This is a genomic window from Alkalinema pantanalense CENA528 (assembly GCF_050753345.1).
GTDB classification, from domain to species: domain Bacteria; phylum Cyanobacteriota; class Cyanobacteriia; order Leptolyngbyales; family Leptolyngbyaceae; genus Alkalinema; species Alkalinema pantanalense.
Genome location: NZ_JBLZFX010000029.1, coordinates 17,931 through 42,247 on the forward strand (window position 1 = coordinate 17,931; position 24,317 = coordinate 42,247).

At 52.3% G+C, this 24,317-nt stretch carries 17 protein-coding genes; 7 read left to right on the forward strand and 10 right to left on the reverse strand.

Features of this window, described 5'->3' with window-relative positions; translation table 11 throughout:
• Positions 1 to 32 precede the first annotated feature (32 nt).
• Entirely contained in the window at positions 33 to 4,013 is a 3,981-nt protein-coding gene (locus ACN4EG_RS11660; protein ID WP_431629620.1) for a DNA-directed RNA polymerase subunit beta', read from the reverse strand.
• Here ACN4EG_RS11660 and ACN4EG_RS11665 point away from each other — a divergent pair.
• Complete coding sequence (locus tag ACN4EG_RS11665) at positions 4,012 to 4,158, forward strand: hypothetical protein (protein ID WP_431629621.1); 147 nt, start codon at positions 4,012 to 4,014, stop codon at positions 4,156 to 4,158. The two genes, ACN4EG_RS11660 and ACN4EG_RS11665, sit on opposite strands and share 2 nt — an antisense overlap.
• Here the strand turns inward: ACN4EG_RS11665 and ACN4EG_RS11670 are convergent.
• From ACN4EG_RS11670 to rpsT, 4 genes are all read right to left on the reverse strand, one after another.
• Complete coding sequence (locus tag ACN4EG_RS11670; protein WP_431629622.1) at positions 4,155 to 6,026, reverse strand: DNA-directed RNA polymerase subunit gamma; 1,872 nt, start codon at positions 6,024 to 6,026, stop codon at positions 4,155 to 4,157. The genes ACN4EG_RS11665 and ACN4EG_RS11670 overlap by 4 nt on opposite strands.
• A gap of 157 nt (positions 6,027 to 6,183) precedes the next feature.
• Positions 6,184 to 9,498, reverse strand: coding sequence for a DNA-directed RNA polymerase subunit beta (rpoB, locus tag ACN4EG_RS11675; protein WP_431629624.1), 3,315 nt, complete (start codon positions 9,496 to 9,498; stop codon positions 6,184 to 6,186).
• Between the two features lie 353 nt (positions 9,499 to 9,851).
• Positions 9,852 to 10,685 carry a TatD family hydrolase gene (locus ACN4EG_RS11680; RefSeq protein ID WP_431629626.1) on the reverse strand — a complete coding sequence of 278 codons (834 nt, stop codon included), beginning with the start codon at positions 10,683 to 10,685 and terminating at the stop codon, positions 9,852 to 9,854.
• A gap of 12 nt (positions 10,686 to 10,697) precedes the next feature.
• The gene (gene rpsT / locus ACN4EG_RS11685) at positions 10,698 to 10,994 is read right to left on the reverse strand and encodes a 30S ribosomal protein S20 (protein ID WP_431629628.1); all 297 of its coding nucleotides are present in this window, start codon (positions 10,992 to 10,994) and stop codon (positions 10,698 to 10,700) included.
• 133 nt (positions 10,995 to 11,127) lie between these two features.
• On the opposite strand from rpsT, the gene hisD reads away from it, so the two are divergent.
• Positions 11,128 to 12,426 (forward strand): histidinol dehydrogenase, encoded by a 1,299-nt coding sequence (gene hisD, locus ACN4EG_RS11690; RefSeq protein WP_431629629.1) that lies wholly within the window; start codon positions 11,128 to 11,130, stop codon positions 12,424 to 12,426.
• 242 nt (positions 12,427 to 12,668) lie between these two features.
• Complete coding sequence (locus ACN4EG_RS11695; RefSeq protein ID WP_431629631.1) at positions 12,669 to 13,124, forward strand: universal stress protein; 456 nt, start codon at positions 12,669 to 12,671, stop codon at positions 13,122 to 13,124.
• A 42-nt stretch (positions 13,125 to 13,166) separates the two neighbouring features.
• On the opposite strand, the gene ACN4EG_RS11700 is transcribed toward ACN4EG_RS11695, so the two are convergent.
• From ACN4EG_RS11700 to ACN4EG_RS11710, 3 genes are all read right to left on the reverse strand, one after another.
• A complete protein-coding gene (locus ACN4EG_RS11700; protein ID WP_431629633.1) occupies positions 13,167 to 15,032 on the reverse strand; it encodes an iron uptake porin in 1,866 nt (621 codons plus the stop codon).
• A 250-nt stretch (positions 15,033 to 15,282) separates the two neighbouring features.
• Complete coding sequence (fabG, locus tag ACN4EG_RS11705; protein ID WP_431629634.1) at positions 15,283 to 16,029, reverse strand: 3-oxoacyl-[acyl-carrier-protein] reductase; 747 nt, start codon at positions 16,027 to 16,029, stop codon at positions 15,283 to 15,285.
• Positions 16,030 to 16,157: 128 nt separating this feature from the next.
• On the reverse strand, positions 16,158 to 16,880 hold the full coding sequence (locus tag ACN4EG_RS11710; RefSeq protein ID WP_431629636.1) for a Uma2 family endonuclease: 723 nt from the start codon (positions 16,878 to 16,880) through the stop codon (positions 16,158 to 16,160).
• A gap of 179 nt (positions 16,881 to 17,059) precedes the next feature.
• Here ACN4EG_RS11710 and ACN4EG_RS11715 point away from each other — a divergent pair, with 179 nt between their 5' ends.
• Complete coding sequence (locus tag ACN4EG_RS11715) at positions 17,060 to 19,168, forward strand: hypothetical protein (RefSeq protein WP_431629638.1); 2,109 nt, start codon at positions 17,060 to 17,062, stop codon at positions 19,166 to 19,168.
• 55 nt (positions 19,169 to 19,223) lie between these two features.
• On the opposite strand, the gene ACN4EG_RS11720 is transcribed toward ACN4EG_RS11715, so the two are convergent.
• Positions 19,224 to 20,018 (reverse strand): hypothetical protein, encoded by a 795-nt coding sequence (locus ACN4EG_RS11720; RefSeq protein WP_431629640.1) that lies wholly within the window; start codon positions 20,016 to 20,018, stop codon positions 19,224 to 19,226.
• Between the two features lie 547 nt (positions 20,019 to 20,565).
• Complete coding sequence (gene crtD / locus ACN4EG_RS11725) at positions 20,566 to 22,074, reverse strand: C-3',4' desaturase CrtD (protein ID WP_431629642.1); 1,509 nt, start codon at positions 22,072 to 22,074, stop codon at positions 20,566 to 20,568.
• Between the two features lie 198 nt (positions 22,075 to 22,272).
• Here crtD and ACN4EG_RS11730 point away from each other — a divergent pair, with 198 nt between their 5' ends.
• The 3 genes from ACN4EG_RS11730 (at position 22,273) to gatC (ending at position 23,677) form a co-directional block, all read left to right on the forward strand.
• Entirely contained in the window at positions 22,273 to 22,764 is a 492-nt protein-coding gene (locus ACN4EG_RS11730; protein WP_431629643.1) for an NUDIX hydrolase, read from the forward strand.
• A 23-nt stretch (positions 22,765 to 22,787) separates the two neighbouring features.
• Entirely contained in the window at positions 22,788 to 23,309 is a 522-nt protein-coding gene (locus ACN4EG_RS11735) for a photosystem I assembly protein Ycf3 (RefSeq protein ID WP_431629645.1), read from the forward strand.
• Between the two features lie 74 nt (positions 23,310 to 23,383).
• Positions 23,384 to 23,677, forward strand: a complete 294-nt coding sequence (gatC, locus tag ACN4EG_RS11740) for an Asp-tRNA(Asn)/Glu-tRNA(Gln) amidotransferase subunit GatC (RefSeq protein ID WP_431629647.1) — start codon at positions 23,384 to 23,386, stop codon at positions 23,675 to 23,677.
• Positions 23,678 to 24,317 lie beyond the last annotated feature (640 nt).

Below are 24,317 nucleotides of genomic sequence, written 5' to 3' on the forward strand. Positions count from 1 at the left end.
GACGAATACTTATCCGATGAAGACCTATCCGGTTACAGATCATCATCGTCTAAGTCATCATCATCGCGGTTCACACTACTGTCATCAATCAGTTCATCATCATCCAAGATGGGCGAAAAACCACTGGCAAACTCACCCTCTCCTTCTCCAGAGCCAAAGCTCTCGAAGCTGAAACTGGGACGATCTTCGAAGCTTTCTAAGCCATAGGCTCGAGCCGTACGATCGTCCAGCACAACGTCCGTTAAATCGGCATCATCATCTAACATTTCGAAGCTGAGATCAATGTCCTGCGGCCCGCCCGATTCTTCGTAGGCGTTGAAGCCCGTCCCTGCCGGAATCAGACGACCGATGATGACGTTTTCCTTGAGACCTCGCAACCAGTCAGATTTACCTTCGATCGCCGCTTCTGTCAGAACCCGTGTAGTTTCTTGGAAGGATGCCGCCGAGATAAAGCTATCCGTGTTCAACGAAGCCTTAGTAATCCCCAACAGAACCGGCGTATATTTGGCCGGTGCACCTCCGGTAATCGCCATGGCTTCATTCACCTGTTCCAGTTGGTTCAATTCCACCAACTCACCAGGCAGCATCGTGGTGTCTCCACCATCATCTACCCGGACTTTCGAGGTCATCTGCCTGACAACCACTTCGATGTGTTTGTCAGAAATGTCGATCCCTTGGGATTGGTAAACCCCTTGCACTTCAGCCACCAAGAAGGTTTGTACTTCTTGCAAGCTCTTCAATGCGGCTTCGTGAATGCCCTGTTTTTCGGAGTTGGCTAAAAAGAGAATTTCCAGCAACTCGTGGGGATTAGTCGGGCCATCGGTCAGACGCTCCCCAGCTTCAACGGCTTGACCATCCATGACAATTACGTTTTGTCCTGGGCCTAGGGGATATTCCGTAATCAAACCGTCCTGATCGACAATCTTGACTTCCACGGAGTCATCTTCGGCATAGATCACTTGAGCTGTTCCCGATTGACGCGCAATCACGCAAGCTTCCTTGGGCTTCCGGGCTTCCAACAGCTCTTCAATCCGAGGCAGACCTTGAATGATATCTCCTGTCTTCGCCCGTTCAAAGATGAGCAGAACCAAGCTGTCACCCCGTTGCACAAGGTCGCCATCATCAATGTGCAAGACCGCACCGGGAGACACTCGATAGGGGCGAGCAAGACGGAGCTTCGCTTGTGTCCCTGTAATCGCTAGAACTTGCCCAGATTCCTTGAGATGCTCACCCAAGCCATGGGATCCACTGACGAGAAGATCATTCTTTTTGATTTTCGCAGATTCAGGGAAATCGATCGTCACAGTATCCGCATCCCGTACCACAAGGATCCGGCGAACGGCTTCACTCCCATCTCGGATTCCTTGCACTTCACCGGCTTCTTTACAAAGGATCTCTGTTCGAGCAACCACTGCACCAGGAGGAATTTGATCACCATCCTCTACGAGAATTCGGGTGTTCGTACTGCCTTGGGTGGTATCAGCGGTGATATCCCGACGAATCACCAAGGATTCTAGGATTACCAATTGCAACCGTAGAAGTTCTTCATCAGTGTCATCAGGCACCAACTCGATATCAGCGGCTAACTGTGATTCCTGATCTACCTCTAGAACCAATTGGGTCCGAAGGAGTTCTAATCCTTCGATCGATCGAACCCGCTCTCCATCTTTGTAGGGAATGCGTTGCACCGCCCGCAAACGAATCGATCGACCCGATTCCTGCGCCCCAGAATCTTGACTAGGCACAGCAGGTTCATCAGGCACTTGGAATTCCACCACAGGCCGACTCAACAATGCGGGGCCTTCGGGGGTTTCCACGTACTCAACATAGGCCAGTTCTTCCGCAGTCAGTCCCGGCATGATCAGCTGTCCGGGATTGACCAACACCGGCTCACGGGTATTGACTCCTTCCAAACTATCCAGCATGTGGATCGAACCCGGTTTGATCACGACTTCCCGCAGAATGTCGTTCTTCTGGGTCACTTCGATGACGCCGCTACTTTGGCAGAAGATTTCTTTGACGACTTCCGTTCCCGCTTCAACGTACTGGCCGTCTTCCACCATCAACAGCGAAATGTCCTTGTTGACTTCGTGGGACTCTTCTGGAATCCACAACAGGGTGCCGCCCTTCAGCACTTCATAGCCCTGCTTGGCCTTACCGCGTTTACCAATTTCCACACCGGAATAGCGCAAAATCCCGCCCGTTTGAGTGTGGTAGCGATCGTCGATCAATTCTGCGACAACTTGGCCATTCGTCACTTGGGTTCCGGGAGCCGCCTTGAGGGAGAAGGTTTGTCCGTTCGTAGTTTCGAGACGGTATTGGTCGCCCCCTTGATGGCTTTCAACTTTCCGCACCCGAGCCTGATCCAGCATGACCGAGGCGGTAATGATTTGGATTTCGCGTCCACCCTTGCCTTCGCTACCTTCCGAAAGCCGTACTGCACCGCCGTTTTCCGTAATCACCTTGGTTTCGGCAATCACACCATTAGTTTCAACCCGATCGCCGTTTTTGACCGCAGGCTCAGCACCGGGCGGCAGGTTATACACATCCCCCGAGAGCACCCACATCAAGCCACCCCGCTGGGCAATGCGGGTCGTGTTGCCTTGACGGTCTTTCTTTTCTTCCGGAACCACATCTGCGAACATGACTTCCCCAGCCAAGTGGGAGAACACGTCCATGGTGGCCTTTTCAGTGGTCTTCCGACCGCGACCGGAGAGGGGAATTTCTGCCAAAATTTGGCCGCGCTTCACCGTTTCACCATCGCGAACCATGAGGGTTGCCCCCTGGGCGGCGGTAAAGACTTGGTTTTTTCCACTACTGCCTTCAATCGTAATCTTGTTGGCAGAATCTGCCGATTCCACGGTCAGGGCTTCTTCGCCGTGGCGGGTTCGGAACGCTCGGGATTTCAGCTTCTTCGGCAGCTTGACTACGCCATCAAATTCCGCCCGTTCCTGCCGTGCCATTTCCCCGGAGAAGACCCCCCCGGTGTGAAAGGTACGCATGGTGAGCTGGGTACCGGGTTCTCCGATCGACTGAGCAGCAATGATTCCCACCGCTTCCCCAATATCGACAAGGTGGGCATGGGCCAAACTCCAGCCATAGCAACGTTGGCATACCGATCGGGGCGATTCACAGGTCAGGGGCGATCGCACCACCACTTCCTGCACTTTGGCTTTACCAATTTCCTCGGCAATTTCATTGGAAATCGCATCATTGCGGGCCACAATGACGTCTCCCGTTTCTGGATGCAACACATCCTGGGCTACGACCCGGCCTAGCAGACGATCTTTGAGCGGAATTAATACCCGTTCCCCATCGGTCATGCTGCGCACGGGAATGCCTCGGGTCGTGCTGCAATCCAATTCACGAATAATTACATCCTGGGACACATCCACCAGACGGCGGGTTAGGTAACCGGAGTCCGCTGTTCGCAGAGCGGTATCCACCAAGCCTTTCCGTGCCCCGTAGGAGGAAATGATGTACTCAGTAACCGTCAGCCCTTCCCGGAAGTTGGTTTTAATCGGAAGGTCAATAATTTCCCCTTGGGGGTTTGCCATCAGGCCCCGCATCCCGACTAACTGGCGCACCTGGGAGATATTCCCCCGCGCACCGGAGAAGGCCATCATGTAGACGGAATTGAGCGGATCATTGGAGCGGAAGTGCTTGACCACCTCATCCTTCAGCTCTTCCGAGGTTCCATTCCAGGTGTCAATCACCTTTTGGAACCGTTCCACCTCGGTAATTTCTCCGCGTGTGTATTTTTCTTCCGTCGATCGAATGGTTTCTTCGGCACTTTCCAGCAGTGCTTTTTTCGTTGGAGGAATTTGTAGATCGTCTACGGAAATGGACACCCCAGCGCGGGTGGCATAGCGAAAACCCAAGTCCTTCACGGCGTCTGCCATTTGAGCAGTTCGTGCAGTGCCGTAATGGGTAAAGGCCCAAGAGACGAGGTTTTGTAGTTGCTTTTTATTGATGACGCGGTTACGGAAAACTTGCTTGCCTTGCTCTGCCATGTCTGCCCCACCAAATGCTGATGTTGGATTGAAGTTAGATAACGAAGGGGGAAAGGTGTGGTTGCTTGCCCTTGCTGCCAAGACTGGCCACACCTACCTTTTCAAGAAACTAAATGGGTTGGAACGGTTCGATCTCGCTGGTTAATCAGCTAATGAATCGATCACGGTTTTGTTGTAGATAATCCGACCAGGAGTTGTCTTGATGTATTGAGAAATCAAGTTGCCATCGGCATCTTGTCGCACTCGACGGTAGTTGTACAAGCGGGTCACAAACCCCTCATCGGAGGTTGTTTCCTCAACCAAAGCATCATCCAAATCGGTTTCAACATCGCCATCAAAGCGCACCCATACGTAGGAATGGAGATCGACTTCCTTTTGCTCATAAGCGGTGATGGCATCGTCAAGGTTAGCGAAGTACCGCCCTGCGCCCTTAGTCGCTGCAGGATTTTCCGCCGTCAGGTAATAACAGCCCAGAACCATGTCTTGGCTCGGAGTAACGATCGGGCGACCGGTGGCCGGAGACAGGATGTTATTCGAAGCCAGCATCAACAAACGGGCTTCGGCCTGGGCCTCCAAAGACAACGGCACGTGCACGGCCATTTGGTCTCCGTCAAAGTCAGCGTTGAAGGCTGGACAGACGAGGGGGTGGAGTTGAATGGCTCGACCATCGACGAGAATCGGCTCAAAGGCTTGAATCCCCAACCGGTGCAGCGTGGGTGCCCGGTTCAGCATGACGGGGTGACCTTCGATCACTTCATCCAAGACATCCCAAACCGTCGGATCATTGCGCTGAATTAGCTTCTTGGCGGCCTTAATGTTGTTGACCAAGCCTTGGCGAATCAGACGGTGAATCACAAAGGGTTGGAACAGTTCGATCGCCATTTCCTTAGGCAGACCGCACTGGTGAATCTTCAGTTTCGGCCCCACCACAATCACAGAACGACCGGAGTAGTCCACCCGTTTCCCCAACAGGTTTTGCCGGAAGCGACCCTGTTTCCCTTCAATAATGTCCGATAGAGACTTGAGGGGACGGTTATTTGCACCCACCACAGTTCGACCGCGCCGACCGTTGTCGATCAGGGCATCCACCGCCTCCTGAAGCATCCGTTTTTCGTTCCGGACGATGATTTCAGGGGCAAGAATTTCCTGCAAACGAGCCAGACGATTGTTCCGGTTAATCACCCGGCGGTACAGATCGTTCAAGTCAGAGGTCGCAAAACGGCCCCCATCCAGTTGCACCATCGGGCGCAGATCCGGTGGAATCACCGGAATCACATCCAAGACCATCCAGTCAGGTTTGGATCCCGTTGCAATAAAGTTATCAATTACCCGCAGCCGCTTGATCAGCTTGGCCCGCTTTTGGCCTTTGGATGCTGCAATTTCTTCCCGGAGCCGTTCCGCTTCTTCATCTAACTGAATGTCTTGCAGGAGTTGCTGAAGCGCTTCGGCTCCAATCCCAACTTCGATGCCTTCCAGTTTTGAATCTTCGCTATACAGTTCGTCTTCAATTTCAATCCACTGATCTTCCGTCAGTAATTGCTTGTAGCTCAAACCCTCAGCATTACCGGGGTTCAGTACGACATAGGCATTGAAGTAAACGATTTGCTCTACGTCCCGCAGGGGCATGTCTAGCAAAATGGCCATGTAGCTGGGAATCCCCTTCAAGTACCACACGTGGGCCACGGGAGCCGCCAGCTTGATATAGCCCATGCGGTGACGGCGGACACGGGATTCCGTTACTTCCACACCACAGCGTTCGCAGACAATCCCCCGGTGGCGAACCCGTTTGTATTTCCCACAGTGGCATTCCCAGTCTTTGGCAGGCCCAAAAATCCGCTCACAAAAGAGACCATCCATTTCCGGTTTGAGCGTCCGGTAGTTGATGGTTTCGGGTTTGGTGACCTCACCGACAATTTGGCCATTGGGAAGGGTTCGTTCACCCCACTGACGAATTCGTTCCGGGGATGCCAGACCAATTTTGACGTAGTCGAATCGCTGTTCAAGCTTGGGCATCGCGTTCTCTTTCCTGAAGTGATTACGGGTTGACGGGTGCTGTTTGACAAGTACGGTTCGAAAAAGCCCCATAGGAAGCCAATGGCCAAGAGGGTAGATCAAGCACTTCGGATATCTCCCCTTCTAGCGGATTGGACTTCCTAAGAAGCCACGTTAATTAATCGTCGTCATCGTCCATGGAGACGCTGCTAATCGATTCATACGTGGGCCGAGAGGGGGCACGACGGTTACTGACATCGGCCATGAGATCCACTTCGACATCTCGGCTGCTGCCATCTTCGCGGGTTTCCACCTTATGCACCGCCACATCCAAACAGAGGGATTGCAGCTCTCGCATGAGAACCTTGAAGGATTCCGGAGTCCCAGGGCGGGGGATAGATTTGCCTTTGACGATCGCGTTGAGGGCTTCGTTCCGACCTTGCATATCGTCGGATTTCACCGTCAACAACTCTTGCAGGGTGTAGGCTGCTCCAAAGGCTTCCAAGGCCCACACTTCCATTTCCCCGAAACGCTGTCCCCCTTGCTGAGCCTTTCCACCCAAGGGTTGCTGCGTAACCAAGGAGTAGGGGCCCGTAGAACGAGCGTGGATCTTGTCGTCCACCAAGTGCACCAGTTTCAGCATGTAGGCTTTGCCGACGGTGACGGGTCGATCGAAGGGTTCCCCGGTACGACCATCGTAGACTTGGATCTTGCCAGGGTTACTTTCGTCAAAGACCCATTCGCCTTCCCCAGTGTGGTCAATCCGGTGCTCGCGAGCTTCATAGAGCTTGCCATGGACGCTTTCGCGGGATTTTTCTTCTCCGTGCATTTCATCAAAGGGCACGATCTTGAACCGAGCACTCAGGTTCTCCGCAGCCCAGCCCAGCAGACATTCGTAGACTTGGCCCACGTTCATCCGGGAGGGAACCCCTAGGGGATTGAGCACAATGTCCATGGGGGTACCATCGGGCAGGTAGGGCATGTCTTCGATCGGCAGAATGCGGGAAATAATGCCCTTGTTCCCGTGGCGACCCGCCATCTTGTCGCCGACTTGGATTTTCCGTTTTTGGGCCACGTAGACTCGAACGACCATGTTGGCACCGGGGGGCAGTTCATCGCCTTGTTCGCGCGTGAAGACCCGCACATCGACGATCCGGCCTTTTTCACCGTTGGGCACTCGTAGGGAGTTATCCCGTACGTCCCGCGCTTTTTCCCCGAAGATGGCTCGCAACAGTTTTTCTTCCGGCGGTTGGTCAGATTCACCCTTGGGCGTTACTTTACCGACCAAGATATCGCCGGACTCTACCCAAGCCCCAATGCGGATGATGCCATTTTCGTCCAAATTGCGTAGGGCATCTTCCCCAACGTTGGGAATTTCTCGGGTAATTTCTTCTGGCCCCAGCTTGGTCTGACGGGCTTCAATTTCGTACTTCTCAATGTGAATGGAAGTATAAACGTCGTCGTAAACCAACCGCTCACTGATCAGGATGGCGTCCTCGTAGTTATAGCCTTCCCAGGGCATATAGGCCACGAGAATGTTTTGTCCCAGCGCCAGTTCGCCCTTTTCCGTAGCAGAACCATCGGCCAAAATTTGCCCCGCAACCACCTTTTCGCCCAAGCGGACGATCGGCTTCTGGTTGAGGCAAGTGTCTTGGTTCGATCGTTGATACTTCTGCAAATGGTAGTTGTAGTCTCGGCCTTCCGGCGACTTGACACAAATCCGTTTGGCATCCACATAGACAACTTCGCCATCGGTACGACTGACGATAACCATCCCGGAGTCACGGGCAGCTTGGGCTTCTAGCCCCGTTCCCACCAGAGGCCGCTCGGGGCGCAGCAGGGGGACTGCCTGACGTTGCATGTTGGAACCCATGAGGGCACGGTTAGCATCATCGTGCTCCAGAAAGGGAATCAACGAGGTCGCTACGGAAATGATTTGAACCGGAGACACCGCCACAAAGTCCACTTCATTGGGAGACGCGGTGGTGAAGTCTTGGCGATAGCGCACGGTGACCTTTTCACCGAGAATTCGTCCCGCCTCATCGGTGGGCAAGTCCCCTGCTGCGACCCGCAGATCATCCTCTTCGTCCGCCGTCATATATACCGGGGGCACATCGCGACGCACCACCCCGCCTTCCACGCGGGAGAAGGGCGTTTCAATAAAGCCGTAGGAGTTCACACGGGCGTGGGTTGCCAGGGAGCCGATCAGACCTGCGTTGGGACCTTCCGGCGTTTCCACCGGACAAATCCGTCCGTAGTGGGAGGGGTGAATGTCCCGCACGGCAAACCCCGCCCGTTCGCGGGTTAGACCGCCAGGGCCGAGGGCGCTGAGACGACGCTTGTGGGTCAGTTCCGCCAGGGGATTGGTTTGATCCATGAACTGGGAGAGCTGGGACGACCCAAAGAACTCCTTAATCGCAGCCACCAAGGGTTTTGGGTTCACCAAGGAGGCGGGAGTCAAGGTGTTGGAATCGGACACCGTCATCCGTTCCCGGATGATCCGCTCTAAGCGGTTCAGCCCAACCCGGACTTGGTTTTGCAGCAACTCACCTACCGATCGCACGCGACGATTGCCCAAGTGGTCAATGTCATCGATCTGGCCGATGTCGAATTCCAGGTTAATCAGATAGTCGATCGCCGCCAAAATATCCTGGGGCGTCAACACCCGAGTGGAGTCGGGCACATTTAAGTGCAGCTTGCGATTGAGCTTGTAGCGCCCCACCTTACCCAAATCGTAGCGTTTGGGATCAAAGAAACGAGACTCCAACAACTGCGCCCCACCAGCCACCGTTGGGGGTTCACCCGGTCGCAGCTTGCGATACAGTTCCATCAGCGCGTCATCTTCGCTGAATTCCCCTTCTTTTTCGATCGTCTTCAAGAAATATTCTGGGTGCCGCATGGCGTCCAGAATCTCCCCTGTAGAGAGCCCTAATGCCTTAAGCAGAACCTGGGCAGACAGTTTGCGGGTTTTGTCGATGCGAACCCAAACCAAATCATTTTTGTCGGTTTCAAACTTCAGCCAAGCGCCTCGGTTAGGAATCAGGCTGGCGTTGTAAGTCCGCCGACCATTCTTGTCTGTTTCAGATTTGTAATAAACCCCAGGACTCCGCACGATCTGGTTGACAATGACCCGCTCCGCACCGTTGATAATAAAGGTACCGCGATCGGTCATGAGGGGCAGATCGCCAATAAAAACTTCCTGCTCAGTAATTTCCCCGGTCTCTTTGTTGATTAACCTTGTAGGGACATACATTTGAACAGCATAGGTGGCATCCCGGCTCTTGGCCTCATCCACATGGTATTTCGGGTGCTTCAGCTTGTAATCCTTACCAATGAAGTGAAGCTCCAATTTACCGGTGTAATCCGTAATCGGGGAGAAACTATCCAGTTCCTCAATCAGACCCTCTTCAAGAAACCAGCGGAAACTCTCCCGCTGAATCTCAACCAAGTCTGGCAGAACGAAAGCGGGTGTGGTGTAGGTTAGCTCAGTCATGCGTCTCCTCTAAAGGTTCACGCCCAGCGCGAATCCCAGATTTTAGGCTACTTGCACAGTTATGTCAACATAAAAACATTGGCTCCTGACGGCAGGATCCAATTTATTGAAATGAATATTGGGGTTAAAACTCTAAAGGCATTGATTGGGTGGGGGCTTGAAAGTCTTCTGACAGGGGGAATACAGCCATTACATCAAGCTAGTGGCAAATGACCACTCCCATTATTACCCACAAAGGCTCAAATGTGGCTTGACGAATCCAAGAAAATTGTGTAGGAAAATCAGACGGTGAGACAGTCGAACCATGAACAGGGAACTCTGGTGGCCCAATAAGATCGAGGGGTATCGATTTTTTAAGCCTGTAAGGCCGCAAAATCTACCGCGATCGACTTTGCCGTCTCCGGTGGAGCCAGCCGAAACAACCGACAAGCATTCACCGTTGTGTGATGGGCAATTTCAGCTAAGTTTGCATGCCGCAACAGGGCGACCTGCTGAGCCACGTACTGCACATAGGCGGGTTCATTCCGTTTTTGTCCCCGCTTGGGCACTGGAGCCAAAAACGGACAGTCCGTTTCGACCAAAAGACGATCTAAGGGAACCATTTTGGCCGACGCCTGAATCGACTCCGCCTTTTTGAACGTCACCGTCCCACTAAAACTGATATAGAAACCCAAGTCCAAAAACCACTGAGTTTCCTCGGGCGATCCACCCCAGCAGTGCATAACACCTTGAACCGATCCCACGCGCTGCCAAAACCCTTGAAGGAATTCTGCGAGCACTGAAGCTGCGTCTCGGCAGTGGAGAATAACGGGCAAATTGAGCTGATGGGCAATCCGAAGTTGCGCCTCAAGACTCTCTAACTGTTGATCTACGTTATCAGCCTTGAAGAAATCTAAGCCCGTTTCTCCGATCGCGACAACCCGATTGTCCGATTGAGCTAGGGCCAAAATTTCGGCTTCTCGTTTAGGATGCCACAGATCCGCTACATCCAAGGGATGCAACCCCACCGCAAAGGCAACCTCCGGGTAACGATCGGCAATCGATCGAATCGCTGGAAACTCAGAGGGTTCGACACACGAATGAACCAGACGCACAACACCGGCTTCTCGCCATCGCGTAGCCACGGCATCTAAGTCTGGTTCAAACAAGTCGAAATTGATATGGACGTGCGTGTCAATTAATTGCATGGAGGCTGATGCTTACTTCGTCACCAAGGCCACTTTTTTGAGGGCACGGGCCAGACGAGACTTTTTGCGTGCGCCATTGTTTTGGTGCAACACACCGCGTTTGACGGCTTTGTCGATTTTGCTAGTCGCAGCAGACATCGCAGCTTTAGCTTCCTTCAGAGTGTCTTCAGAAGGAGTCGCAGCATACTTGTCAACAGCTACAAAGTAGCTCTTGATCAGGGTTTTGACCGCAGAAGAATAGGCTTTATTGCGCATGCGGTTGCGCTCGGCAATCTGAACTCGCTTTTCAGCAGACTTGATGTTAGGCACGGTTCTCTCGAAAGTAACGCTATCTAAGGTGTTTAAGAATTTCCAGACATACTAATATAGCACCAATTTCCCCTCAACATGATCCACAAAAATCCAGTTAAGCTATAGAAACGATACTGACACTCCTAACTCCATGCTGCGAATCATTACCCAGTTGACCGAGGCGAAAGCTGAACTGCGCCGGATTTGCGATCGTACCCACGACGATCAAGTTTTTAATAAGGAAGCAACGGTGCGGCAAGTTTTGCAAACGGTGAAGCGGCAAGGGGACAAAGCAGTTCTGGACTACACCTTAGAATTTGATGGACAGGCATTTACCGCCGATCAACTGCGGGTGTCACCTGAGGAACTGGATGCCGCTTACCATAAAGTGGATCAGGATCTGATTGCGGCAATTCGTCTTGCCAAGGACAAAATTGAAGCCTTTCACAAAATGCGGGTGCCCCAAAGTTGGGTGCATTTCGCAGAGGATGAGGTGGTGCTGGGCAAACGCTACACCCCAGTGGATTCTGCGGGTCTTTATGTACCAGGGGGACGTGCGGCCTATCCCAGTACGGTGCTGATGAATGCTGTCCCTGCCACCGTTGCCAAGGTTCCCCATGTTGTGATGGTGACGCCGCCGGGGCCGGAAGGCGTGATCAACCCTGCGGTATTGGTAGCTGCCCAAGAAGCAGGCATTCAGGAAATCTATCGCGTCGGTGGTGCACAGGCGATCGCGGCTCTCGCCTATGGGACGGAGACGATTCCCAAAGTAGATGTGATTACAGGCCCAGGCAATATCTATGTGACCCTGGCCAAGAAGCAGGTCTACGGCACCGTCGGCATCGATTCCCTAGCGGGGCCATCCGAAGTTTTGGTGATTGCCGATGCTACGGCTAACCCGACCCATGTCGCGGCAGATCTGTTAGCGCAGGCGGAGCATGACCCAATGGCCGCAGCGATTCTAATTACCACAGATAGCAACTTGGCCCAGAAAGTGGTTCAGGAAGTGGAAGATCAACTGGCGGATCATCCTCGAAAACTACTGACAGAAAAGGCGATCGCCCACTACGGCCTAATTATTGTGGTGGACGACTTAGAGGCCGCAGCGGAACTGTCTAACGAGTTTGCACCGGAGCATTTGGAACTTGAAATTGCTGAACCTTGGGATCTTTTACCCAAGATTCGTCATGCAGGCGCAATTTTCCTCGGGAGCTCAACACCAGAAGCAGTGGGAGATTACTTAGCGGGGCCTAACCATACCCTACCGACTTCTGGATCCGCTCGTTATGCATCGCCTTTAGGGGTAGAGACCTTCTTGAAACATTCCAGCCTGATCCAATATTCCCCCACGGCTCTGCGCAAAACCGCAGCGGCGATCGAAACCCTCACCTTGGCGGAAGGCTTGCCCTCCCATGGCAAATCTGTCTCCCTGCGCATGGAGCAGCCTTAAGCGGAATAGAAGGTTATAGGTCACAGCGTGTAACTAGGATCCCACGGGGATGGGTGGATGGGTAGATGGGTGGATTAACAGAGGATGTTATTTCTCAGCAGATTCCTACCCACTCCAATAACTTCAGTGGCTTCCGGGGCGGATCGCAGGGAAACGTTAATTTATGCGGCGCGATTGCCCCAATTCTAACTGCCCCGTATTACTCTCAAAACTACAGGGTATCGATGTTTGGAGGGATTGCCATGCTGAAAACCATTTTGGTGGCATTAGATCCGGTAGATCTCAATGCTTCTACGCAGGCATCGATGACCAGCCAGGTGATGATAGCCTTACAAACCTTGCATTTGGATGCCAACAGCAAGGTGGTGCTATCCCATGTAGTGCCCACAGAGCATTTGGACATTGATGTCTTGAGCGATCGGCCTACGGTGGAAACGCAAACCATGAACGATCTATGGGCGGCTCACCTCTCTGCCTACCAAGAAAAACTCCCCTGCCCCAGTACCCTCGAAATTGTTACGGGGGATCCAGCAGAGGAGATTATTCGTCTGGCCAAAATTCACCAAGCCGATCTAATTGTGATTGGCAGTCGAGGGCTGACGGGAATGCAACGTATTTTGCAGCGATCGGTGAGCAGTCAGGTGTTTGATGAAGCCCCTTGCTCAGTCTTGGTAGTTAAGCCCAATGCCGATCGCTAAACACCTGTAATCCCTATCAGTCCTCAAACATCTAGATCTTCCCTAGAACGTAAAGGTTGTGCGAATCACAGGAACGATCGCGGTGGAATTATCCTTAAAGCCTTCCGGGTTAAAGATGACAAATACTCCCGGCGTAATGCTGATATGGTCATTCACCCGATAGTTAAAGTAACCTTCCAACTGGTAAGGCTTGGTGTCTTCGGGACGAACAGCTAGACCACCCACCGCTGTACGAGCCAAAGGCTGTCCAAAGATCAGCCCCGCAGAGTTCCCCTTTTGTCCAATATCCTTGGCATGGATGCCCACTAGCCAACTCATGAAGTCCGTAGAAGCGTTGACATCCACTAGATCGCTAAAGATGTAAGAAAAGGAGCCTGCCAGCGTAATCGTCGGGTTAAGGCGATAGGCCGCCGTTAGCCCCAGCGTATCCATCTTGATGCCTTGGTTAGCCAGATCTCCCAAGGAGGTTGCGGGAAACAAAATTGCGCCAATATCAGAACTGCTGAGCCCCGTTCCCAGGATATTGATCTGGTGGTAGCTGTGGGCATAGTTCACCCCAATATCGAAATTGGCAGAGGGTTTGATCGTCAACTGTGCCGCTGCGACATAGCTACCATTAAACAGACCCGAGCCCAAAGGCGTTCCCGGAAAACCCTGATTTTGGGGCAAATTAGCATTCACACTGCCGTAGAGGGCGCGGAAGTCGATCGCATCCGAAATCTTAAAGATCACCCCAGCAGCAGCAGCCAGCCCCGTTTGGGACGTGCCACCGGAGACCCGATGGGCGGCGGGTAAGGTGGCAAACCGCGAGAGCGCACCTTGGCCTTCTCCCGCAAAGGGCAGAATGGACGGAAATGCGTCGGAGACTTCTGCATTGGTTCCGATAAAGGCCGTCAAGCGATCGGCCACTGGAAAGATATACAACAGCTTGTAGAGTTCCAAACTATTGTTCCCACCCTTGGGTTGGAGATTTTGGGGATTGCGGGTGGGGAACTGCGGCTCGTAGCCTAAGCGAACATTACTGTTATTGCCGAAAATCACATCGCCATAGCCCAGGGTTCCAGCCAAGCTAGCGCCATTGTCAAACCCTGGGAACGCGGTGCTGGGGCCACTCCCAAAGTTGTAGGCTTGCAATCCGGTAATCAGTAAATCTTTGCCTGTAAAACTGGTGTTGAGGTTGAGCCGCACCCGGTTGTTGAGCGTAATGTTGGCATCTCGCCCAGCAGTAGGGGAGGGTAACGCAGCAACGGGTGTCCCCGGTGGGAAAAGAACCGCTGCATTCGTGTTATTGACAAACGCCAGATTGCCCCCGTCGTAGGCTCCGTAGGCTCCCGCTAGGCTGAAAATGACTTCGCCATTCAGCTTCGTGGTGGTGGAAAATTGTTGTTTCTCCAGGGTGGCGGTTTTGGCTTCTAGGGCATCGACCCGACCGCGCAGCGTCGCTAATTCAGCGGCAAACTCCTCTTGCAGTTTTTGCAGGGTAACCAAGTCCTCTTTCTTCACCAAATCAGCAGTGGCCGCAGCGATTAGCTCGTTGACGCGATCCATGCAGGCATTTAGCCCAGCGGCAAACTCATAGCGCGTCATGGCCCGGTTGCCACGATAGGTGCGATCGGGATAGCCCGCAATGCAACCATAGCGCTCCACCAGCGACTGTAATGCCTGAAAAGCCCAGTCCGTGGGTTTGACATCGGAGAGTTGGGAAACTGACGTGACCTGCCCCATTCCTGAAGCTGGCGTATCCGTGGAACTGAGGGTATCAACCTCGATCAACTCAACTGAATTTTGAGGAACGGCTTGCCCTTGATTCTCTGCCGCCCTGGAGGGAGCTACGCCCCATAAAAGAACTGCCAGCCCTAGGACAGGCAGACTCAAAGTCGTGAGAAAGGAAAAAGGTAGGCGGGGCATAGGGGTTTCCTCCGAACATCAGGGATCAGGTCAACGAGGATTTAACATCCTCAGTGAATACCTCAAATCCTATCGGCTCGTAGGCATCTAATTGAAGCTTAGAACCTTCAAAAAATTCAGCAGAAGATAATAGAAAACCCTTATGCCATCAGCCTTCAGAAAATCTAGGTGTTGCCCATAGAGTCTACCGCATAGTCTTTTTGTACTTAATTAGGTAGATCTTTTGCACTAGATTCTACGGTGATTTTCCCTAGGCCATGACCATGCCACCATCCACATTAAAGACTTGTCCTGTGACATAGGCCGCTGCGGGCGAGGCTACCAAAAATTGAATCATCCCTGCCACTTCTTCCGGTTGGCCGTAGCGGTTGAGCGGAATCATTTGCAAAATCGGTTCAGCGTTCAAGTCGTTGGTCATATCCGTCGCGATAAACCCAGGTGCCACTGCATTTACCGTGATGCCACGGGGGGCAAGTTCCCGCGCCACAGTTCTGGTGAAGCCAATCACCCCAGCTTTTGCAGCGCTGTAATTAGCTTGGCCAGGATTGCCCATTTGGCCTGCTACGGAGGTGATATTGACAATCCGACCGGATTTTTGCTTCAGCATAATTTTGCTAACGGCACGGGTACAGAGAAAAACGCCCGTCAGGTTCAAATCGATAACGGCTTGCCAATCTTCGGGTTTCATCCGCAGCAGCAAAGTATCGCGGGTGATGCCTGCATTGTTGACCAGTACGTCAATGCGACCAAATTTAGCCATGGTGGCTTCAATCATTTGATCGACTTCTGCTGCCTTGGACACATCTGCTTTGAGGGCGATCGCGGTTCCTCCCGCTTGCTCAATTTCGGCAACCACTGCATCAGCAGCGCCACTGGAACTTGCGTAGTTGACCACCACCGAGGCTCCTTCCGAGGCCAGGGCTAGGGCGGTAGCGCGTCCAATGCCCCGCGATGCTCCGGTGACGATCGCGACTTTACCCTGCAAGTTCTGTGCCATAGCGCTATCTCCCTTGAAATGTCTCCCGCTCAAACCGATTAACCATCATATCGGCAAAGGGGGCATTGTTTGAGAGAGACTTAACTCTTTGGCAACCTGCTCAAGAGATTCGCTCAGCAAGCAAGCGACTAGATCTGATGGGGGTCAATTCCTAATTCTCGTAATCGATCGGCCAAACGATCGGCTTTGGCTTCAGTTTCCGCTAATTTGTGTAGAGCTTGTTCCTTGGCTTGGCGTTCCTGTTCAAGCTGCTGGGCAATTTCGGTGTAGCTCTGGAAAATAACGCCATCTGGACGATACAGCTGTAGGACATCCTGGGTCAGGTCAAAGCGAATGCCTAACCGAGGGCTGATCCATTGATCGATCGTCGCAATTTCATCGAAATAGCCATCGACCCTGAGCCAACCTCGGCATAGGTTTTGGGCTGGATCGTATAGATAGTATTCTTCGACGCCATAGCGTTCATAGAACAAAAGCTTACGTTCCATTTCTAGGGCAGTATTACCAGGAGAAAGGATTTCAAATACTACCTGAGGAGGAATATTTTCCTCTTGCCACTGCTGGTAGGAACCCCGTTCTTCTTTCGGACGACCAAAAACGACTAAAGCATCCGGTGCAATCCGAATTTTGGGATTCCCCTCCACCGGGTACCACAGCAAATCTCCCGCAACAAAGACATGCGGATCATTAATGAAGAGAAGATCCAAATTCTTCTTAATCAAAACGATCCATTCAAACTGCTTTGTATTATCTGCCATGGGTTGCCCATCGCTGTCCGGGTACACAACTTCACGTAAATTTTCATTTGTAACAATGACGTTGGTTTGGGCAGACGGTTGAAGGTGCACCATAATCCCAAGAGTCCAGTTGAAGGGACAGGTTCAACCTAGCATAATTTTTTTAGAGAGTTCCCCACCCCACCCTGATTCAGAAAAAATTTGGATTTTTCAACATTGGGGGTTAGGATGTCATCAAAATTCTGCTGCTTCCAGTGTGGTGGTAGAAAGCAACTGCTGTTTCTGAGTTAGCTATGACGAGAAAACAGGGAATTCCAAATCGTCGCGATCGTCTGGCGGATGCATCCCAGAAGCCGCGCCAACCTTCTCAAGGAGCGGCATCGCGGGCAAAATCCACGGCATCCTCAGCCTCGGAATCAGCAGTCAATTCTGAGTTTGGTTCGCCTAAGCTGCCGATCGGTCAACCTTCCCAACCATCTTGGCCCTTAGCGCAATCGGAACAATCGGAACAATCTGCTCCAGCGCATCAATCGCAGCCCGATCGTCGTTCCGATCGGCGTTCCCGGCGGCCTCCAGGGGCTCATCGCAACCCACCTTCCGACAGTGCGAAGTCGGTCTTTTGGGCTAATCTACAACGGCGTTTATTGGATTGGCGGTTTATTGCGATCGTAGGTTTGCTGCTCAGTGGGGGGCTGACCATCCTGTCACTGGCGTTTCTCTTTAAATTGCCAGCGGTGCCCAACTGTCCGTCAGTCTTCTGGCCCTTGGCTCCGGCCTCGTTACGGCTCCACTGTGCTCAAATTGCAGCGGGCAAGGAGACGGTGAAAGACTTGCTAGAGGCGATCGAACTGGTGAAGTCATTACCGAAGGATCATCCCCTCTATCCCGAAGCTAGCCGCTTGATGGAACAATGGGCGACGGATTTGCTCGACCTAGCGGAAAAGAGCTTTCAAGAAGGCAACATCCAGGAAGCCGTCAGTGCTGCCCGCAAAGTTCCCCAGGATTCCTCTGCCTACAAACTGGTGGAAGAGCGGGTGACAAGCTGGGAGAAAATTTGGTCTGAGGCTGAGACGATCGCCAGAAAAGTTGAAGACTTGCTGCGGAAACAAAATTGGCGGCAAGCCTCTCTGGAAGCCACGAAGCTCCTGGGATTAGAAAATGAATATTGGCAAACGAAAAAATATCCAGAAATTACCCAGCTAATTGCCACAACGCGGGACGACATCACCAAATTGAGCCAAGCGCAACGGGCCATCGATCGAGGGAATGCCGATGATCTGATTAAGGCCGTAGATAATGTGGCCAGTATTAGCGATAAAAGCTATGTCTACCAAGATGCCCAGGACATGTTGCCTCGCTTGGGTAAACGCTTGATGGAACTGGCTGAATCTGCCGCTGAACGACGCAACTTTGACGAAGCCCTTCGCATTGCCAACCGCATTCCCGATCGCTTGAAGCTGAAGCAGGATATAGACGACTTTATTGTGCTAGTAGGGGCGCAATCCCGTGCTGCGAAGGGTTTGGAAGTGGATTTGGAAGACGCGATCGCCCAGGTGCAGCGCATTGGTGCGGGTCGTCCCCTGTACGATCGGGCGCAACGGTTGGCCAGCCGTTGGCAAGCGGAACTGACCGCCCTAGGCCAACTGAATCGTGCCCGTCAACTAGCCAAGAGTGGCAATCCGAGCGAAATTCAACAGGCGATCGCAGAAGCCTCGCAAATTGATGCATCTACCGCACAGTATGGCGATGCCAGAAAACTGATTGAAGAAGTCACCAGCCAAACCCAGGCAGCGGAAGATCGCCCAATTTTGGAGCAGGCCGATCAACTGGCCGCAGCGGGGGATGTGACTTCGTTGCAAGCGGCGATCGCCCAAGCCCAACAGATTCAGTCCAATCGATCGCTCTATAAACAGGCCCAGGAGAAAATCCGGCGCTGGAGTGATCAGATGGCTCGAACTCAGTACCAGCCAACTCTTGATAATGCTGAGAGCTTAGCGGAATCCGGAGATTTGGAAGCCGCGATCGCGCAATTGGAACAAATTCCACCGGGCACTTCGGCCTACGACACCGCCCAGGCCAAAATTGAGAAATTCCGCAGCCGTGCCCAAGCCGAGCAAGTTCTACCCAGAGCCGTCGAACGCGCCAGTGGGGGAACTCCCGATGCTTTGGTGGAAGCCATTGGCCTCGCCCGTCAGGTGCCGGGTTCCAGTCCGTTACGATCGCAAGCCTCCCAAGCTGTCGATCAATGGAGCCAGCAAATTTTAGACATTGCCTTGGGTCAAGCCAGTTCCGGCGATTTTCCAGGGGCGATCGCAACGGCGCAAAAAGTTCCATCTGGCACTGTTGCCTATGGCCAAGCTCAATCGCAAATCAGTCAATGGCGTAGGTTAATCGGGCAATAGTCACTCAAACCGTTACTGCCTTCAGCACCCTCAGCAGAAACGTCCGATCGCAGGGCTAAATATTGATAGAGGGGATTGTTGAAGTGGGGGGAGCGATCGTCGTAGAGAGATGGGTCGGGGCTTGTGCACGCTGGCCCTCACTAATACAAGCCAAGCAGTGCTGAATGTTATAAAATTCTTCGAACTGAAAATCGCTCAACACTTGGTAGATCGGCGACTTCATCTCAACCCATAGTGCCCACCTTTGGCTAGAAATGGTGAGGAGCGCTGCAATTTGACGACTGACCAGACCACACAGAATGGGATAGGCGTAGCGTTTGTAATGGTCTTCAATGTTGTAAATCAAGCCGTAGAGATCGTCGTGATAGCGCAGTCCTTCTTGAATGCCCTGGTGGTGAAAAAATTTAAACCGACTCGTCAATGTTTCCGTCAGAAGGGGCGGCATCGTTTGGGTGACGGGATGGCGCGGCAGTTCCAGAATGCTTAAGACCCCAGCTTCAACTTCCTCCAAGCTCATACTCATCGATCGACCTTGCAGGATATGACTATGGGCAAGCGTTAACACTTCCAACCGCTGCACCGATTGGTAACGCTGACGAGTATTGGGATAAAGGCACAGTAATAAGACGTTAAGGTCGATAGCCTCTAAGTTGTGGAGATTGGGGGGGGGATCCTGTACAGTTTCGAGATGATGATTAATAAATTTCCGTAAAATCTTCCGGACTTGATACTGAGCAACAGCAGATAGGGTTGTGAGATCGGAAGACGATCGGAAACCATTGGTCCGCAAGGGAATCGATACAGGTGAATACTGATCGGAAGGCTGCTCTGAGAAAGACCAAGTTTGCATAGAACGCACTGACTTAACGATTGAAACACCATTCACAGAACAGGAACCGTTCATTAGTGAACCATCATTGAATCTCAAGGTTTTATGCTGTTACTCGATCGAATTTTCTGCATGCCTAAAAACGAGCAGATAAATCTCAATTTCAATGTTGCCGTTCGATTGAGTCTGCCACAGGGTCTGTGAGATCAAACAACTTTAATTAATAAATTTAAGTCGGGATGGAAGAAACCCTGGGGTAGTTACTGAACCTTATTTCGTGATAGGTCCCTAACAATGGTCTTCTGTGTAGGATGCCTTATCACCCACCTGAGTTAGAAAAGCCCAGTCAAAAAGCAGCCACTTAGCGGAGCAATATTTCGCAAATCAGAAAAGAATGTAAAATATTTTACAAATTTAGAAAGGTTATGTTTAGGAAGCGATCGCTAATGAGCAGTACTCCTTTTCTGTACTACCTCTGGGAAATCGCTTGCAGTCCTTACTCACCAGTTGCGATACCACACACCAGTTGCACTTAAAAGGAGCCTTCCCGACTTCCCGAACCTTGGTTTCAATTGCAAGCTTCAATCTGGCGTGCCACTGTCAGAGCAGAGTAACTAACCCCTGCGGTTCCTTCACCGGGATGGGTGGAGTCGCCGACGAGCCAGAGGTGGGGCACGGGGGTGCGATTGGCAAAACCAAAGGGGCCAAAGGTGGATAGCCGCATTCCTACACCACCCACGAACCCTTTGTGCCGTGCGGTGTAGCGCCAAAAGGTCAACGGTGTAGCGGCTTCTTGATAGACGATCGTACCTTCTAGATCAAAATGCTGGGCCAATCGCGCGATCGCGGTGTCGGTATAAGCCTGTTTACGGGCTTGGTAGTCTTCGGGTTTGTCTTTGATGGCCCACCAAGGGCTGGCATCGACAAAAGAGGACGCAATCAGCGTAGCTTTCCCTTCCGGGGCGCGGCCATCCCCCGGTTTGCTGACGGAGACAAAGAGGGAGTTATTTTCTCCGATCGGGCCGTTGTAGTCGTACAGGAATTGCAAATGGGGGGGGCAGTCCTTGGGGATGGCCGATTGATCAACGCCCAGGTAGACCACAAAAGCTCCAGAAGGATCGGTGAGTTGATCGACCCGTTGGCGATATCCCCTAGGTGCTCGATCGCCCAGCAGTCGCACGGCATCCTGCACCGTCACGTTGGCCACAATATGATCGGCGGCTTCGATCCAAGTTTCCCCAGTTTTTTGATTGCGGACGGTGATGCCCGTGGCTTGGGTGCCGTTGGTGTGAATGGCTTCGACGGTGTGGCGCAGGTGTAGACTGCCGCCGTGGTTTTCTAGGGCGGAGGTGAGGCGATCGCTGAGGACTTGCAAACTGCCCTGCAAATGCCAGAGTCCGTAGGGGGCTTGGGAAACGGCGAGGGCGGTGGCGGCGTAGAGAAGGGCGGTTTCGTCGGCGTTGACCTGGGAATAGAGCTTGAGTTGGACATCGAGGAAGGTGCGCAAGCGCCGATCGTTGTACAGGCCAAACCATCGCAGCGCGTCGCCTACGGTAGACAGGGCAAAGGGGGCCGTGATTAAGGTATCGGGGCGGAGGGCTTGCAGGAGTTGGCCCAAATCCCACAGGTTACGGGGGGGGAGAACTGGATCGCGGCCTTGGAACTTCCAACTGGCTTCAAACAGGGTATTCAGCAATTGCCAGAAGGGTTCACTGCCGGGGAATTGCCGTTGGCGTTCGGCTTGCCATTTCGCCCGATCGCGCCAAATTTGGATTGCTTCTGCTTCACCGGGCAACCAGACCGCGCAGGCTGGGTCGCACAGGGTAGCGGCGGGCAGATCAATTCCCAATTCGGTAAAGATGCGATGGTGAATGCCGCCCGGTTCCAATCCAGCAACTTGGGTCGCCCCGACATCAAAGGTAAAGCCCCGCCGCTGGAAGGTGGACGCACAACCCCCCGGCACGATCGCCTGATCGAAAATTTTGACCTGATAGCCCCGTTTAGCCAGCAATGCACCAGCGGTTAAGCCTCCGATTCCGGCTCCGATGACTGCAATGGATTTTGCGGGACTCATCATATCGTTACATTTCGTAATATTTCTTTCATCTTAAAAGGAATTCGGGCGATCGGGGATGAAAATTCCGGTCAAAGGGGTGGAATGATCAATAGCAATTTTTTGGCAATTGCAGAATTCCTGGAAAACGGTGTTTCACCCCATGCCGAGTTGGGGAAACTTCGTTAGCATAGTTGCTCGATCGTTCATCCTACTGCTGTCATGAATCCTCCTCCTGCCCCATCGGTGAAACGCAAAGTTCTGGCCTACATTACCCATCAAGAAGAACTATTGGTGTTTCGGCAGGAAGATTATCCTTACTTTGGCATTCAGGTTCCAGGGGGGTCGATCGAAGCGGGAGAGACGATCGTCGATGCCCTGTTGCGGGAGGTGTACGAAGAAACGGGGTTGAAGGCGGTTCAGATTGTGGATTATTTAGGTAGCTTTTGGAAGGTGGGACAGGCGCGGATGCGGGAATACCATGCCTTCCATTTGCAACTAACGGCCCCTGCGCCCCGACGGTGGCGGCATTATGAAGAATTTTCGGGGGCGCGCAAAGGCCCGATCGCCTTTGATTTTTTTTGGGTGCCCTTGGGAAATACTGATTGGACGCTGTTTCGGGGGCAGGAAATGGTGCCTTGGTTGCGGCGATCGTTTCCTGCGGCATTCCCCCAACCCGTGATACCCCAAGCCCTTACAATGGGAGCTAGATAAATTGCTGCTTTAACGAGACAGTCATGCCTAGATCCCAACGCAACGACAACTTCATTGATAAAAGCTTTACCGTGATGGCGGATATCATCCTCAAGGTGTTTCCCGCCAGCAAAAAGGAAAAGGAAGCGTTTGCTTACTATCGGGATGGGATGTCTGCCCAGGCGGATGGGGAATATGCAGAGGCGCTGGATAACTACTTTGAGGCGCTGAAGCTGGAGGAAGATAGCAACGATCGCAGCTTTATTCTCTACAACATTGGTTTGATCAAGGCGAGTGTGGGTGATCAGGCGGAAGCGCTGGACTATTATCACCAGGCGCTGGAACTGAATCCTCGGATGCCCCAGGCGTTGAACAATATTGCGGTGATTTACCATTACCAAGGGGAGCAGGCCAAGGAAGAGGGCTTGGATGAGGAAGGGGAAGCGCTGTTTGATAAGGCGGCGGAGTATTGGAAGCGGGCGATTTTGCTTGCGCCGAATAACTACATTGAAGCGCAGAACTGGTTGAAGACGACGGGCCGATCGACGATCGATGTCTATTTCTAATTCCGGTCTGTTTTTTTGGGATGGCGATTTCTGAGCTAGAATAAACGACGGTTTTCTGGAGGCAAGGTTGAGATATGTCCCTCGATCGCGAACAGGTTCATAAGGTGGCGACGTTGGCTCGGTTGGCGCTGACGCCGGAGGAAGAGGAAAAATTTGCGGGGCAACTCACAAGCATTTTGGACTATGTGGAGCAGTTGAATGAGTTGGATGTGGCGGATGTGCCACCGACGACTCGGGCGATCGATGTGAGTAATGTGACGCGGGTGGATGTGCAACGGGCCTACGAAAACCGGGAGGCAATTCTGAATTCTGCGCCCGATCGGGAAGATGATTTCTTTAAGGTGCCGAAGATTGTTACGGGTGACTAATTCGATTGATGATTGGATTAATTAACAGTTGATTAATCGGTATAGATGTTAACAGTGAAACAGCGGCGATCGTGTTTAGTGCGATCGTCGCTGTTTTTGCTTAATTGCTTGCATAAATGTAGCTGTCGTCAAGCCAAGTAGAACAACCTTATCTTTGCTAGCTCTAGCTATCCGATCCCCCTAAATCCCCCTTAAAAAGGGGGACTTTGAAAAAATTTGACCGAATTCCCCCTTTTTTAAGGGGGGCTAGGGGGGATCGGATTTGTATCATAAATGAATTTATTTGATGCCGCTATCCTAAATTGTGGGCTATGGCTATATCTGCTGAATTAGATAGTCAATGTTAATTCACAACAATACAAATTAAGCAGTTTTGTAAAGTGGGATTGACAGGCATGCGCGTTTATTTGTACTGTGTTCAGTCATAGCGATTCGCCATGGACATCCTTCTTGCGTAAGACGGTTTGTTACGAAGCATGGGGTCGCTTGTATCCTAAAAATTTAGGGCACTACCCTTCGTTGGTGAGACAACTCCGGGTAGCTATTCCCCCTCGCTGAGAGTGCAGCAAGGAGGCTTGATGAGGATTTTAACATCTGACCGAGCCACTCTTGTTTGTGATGTCAAACGGGGTGGCTCTAA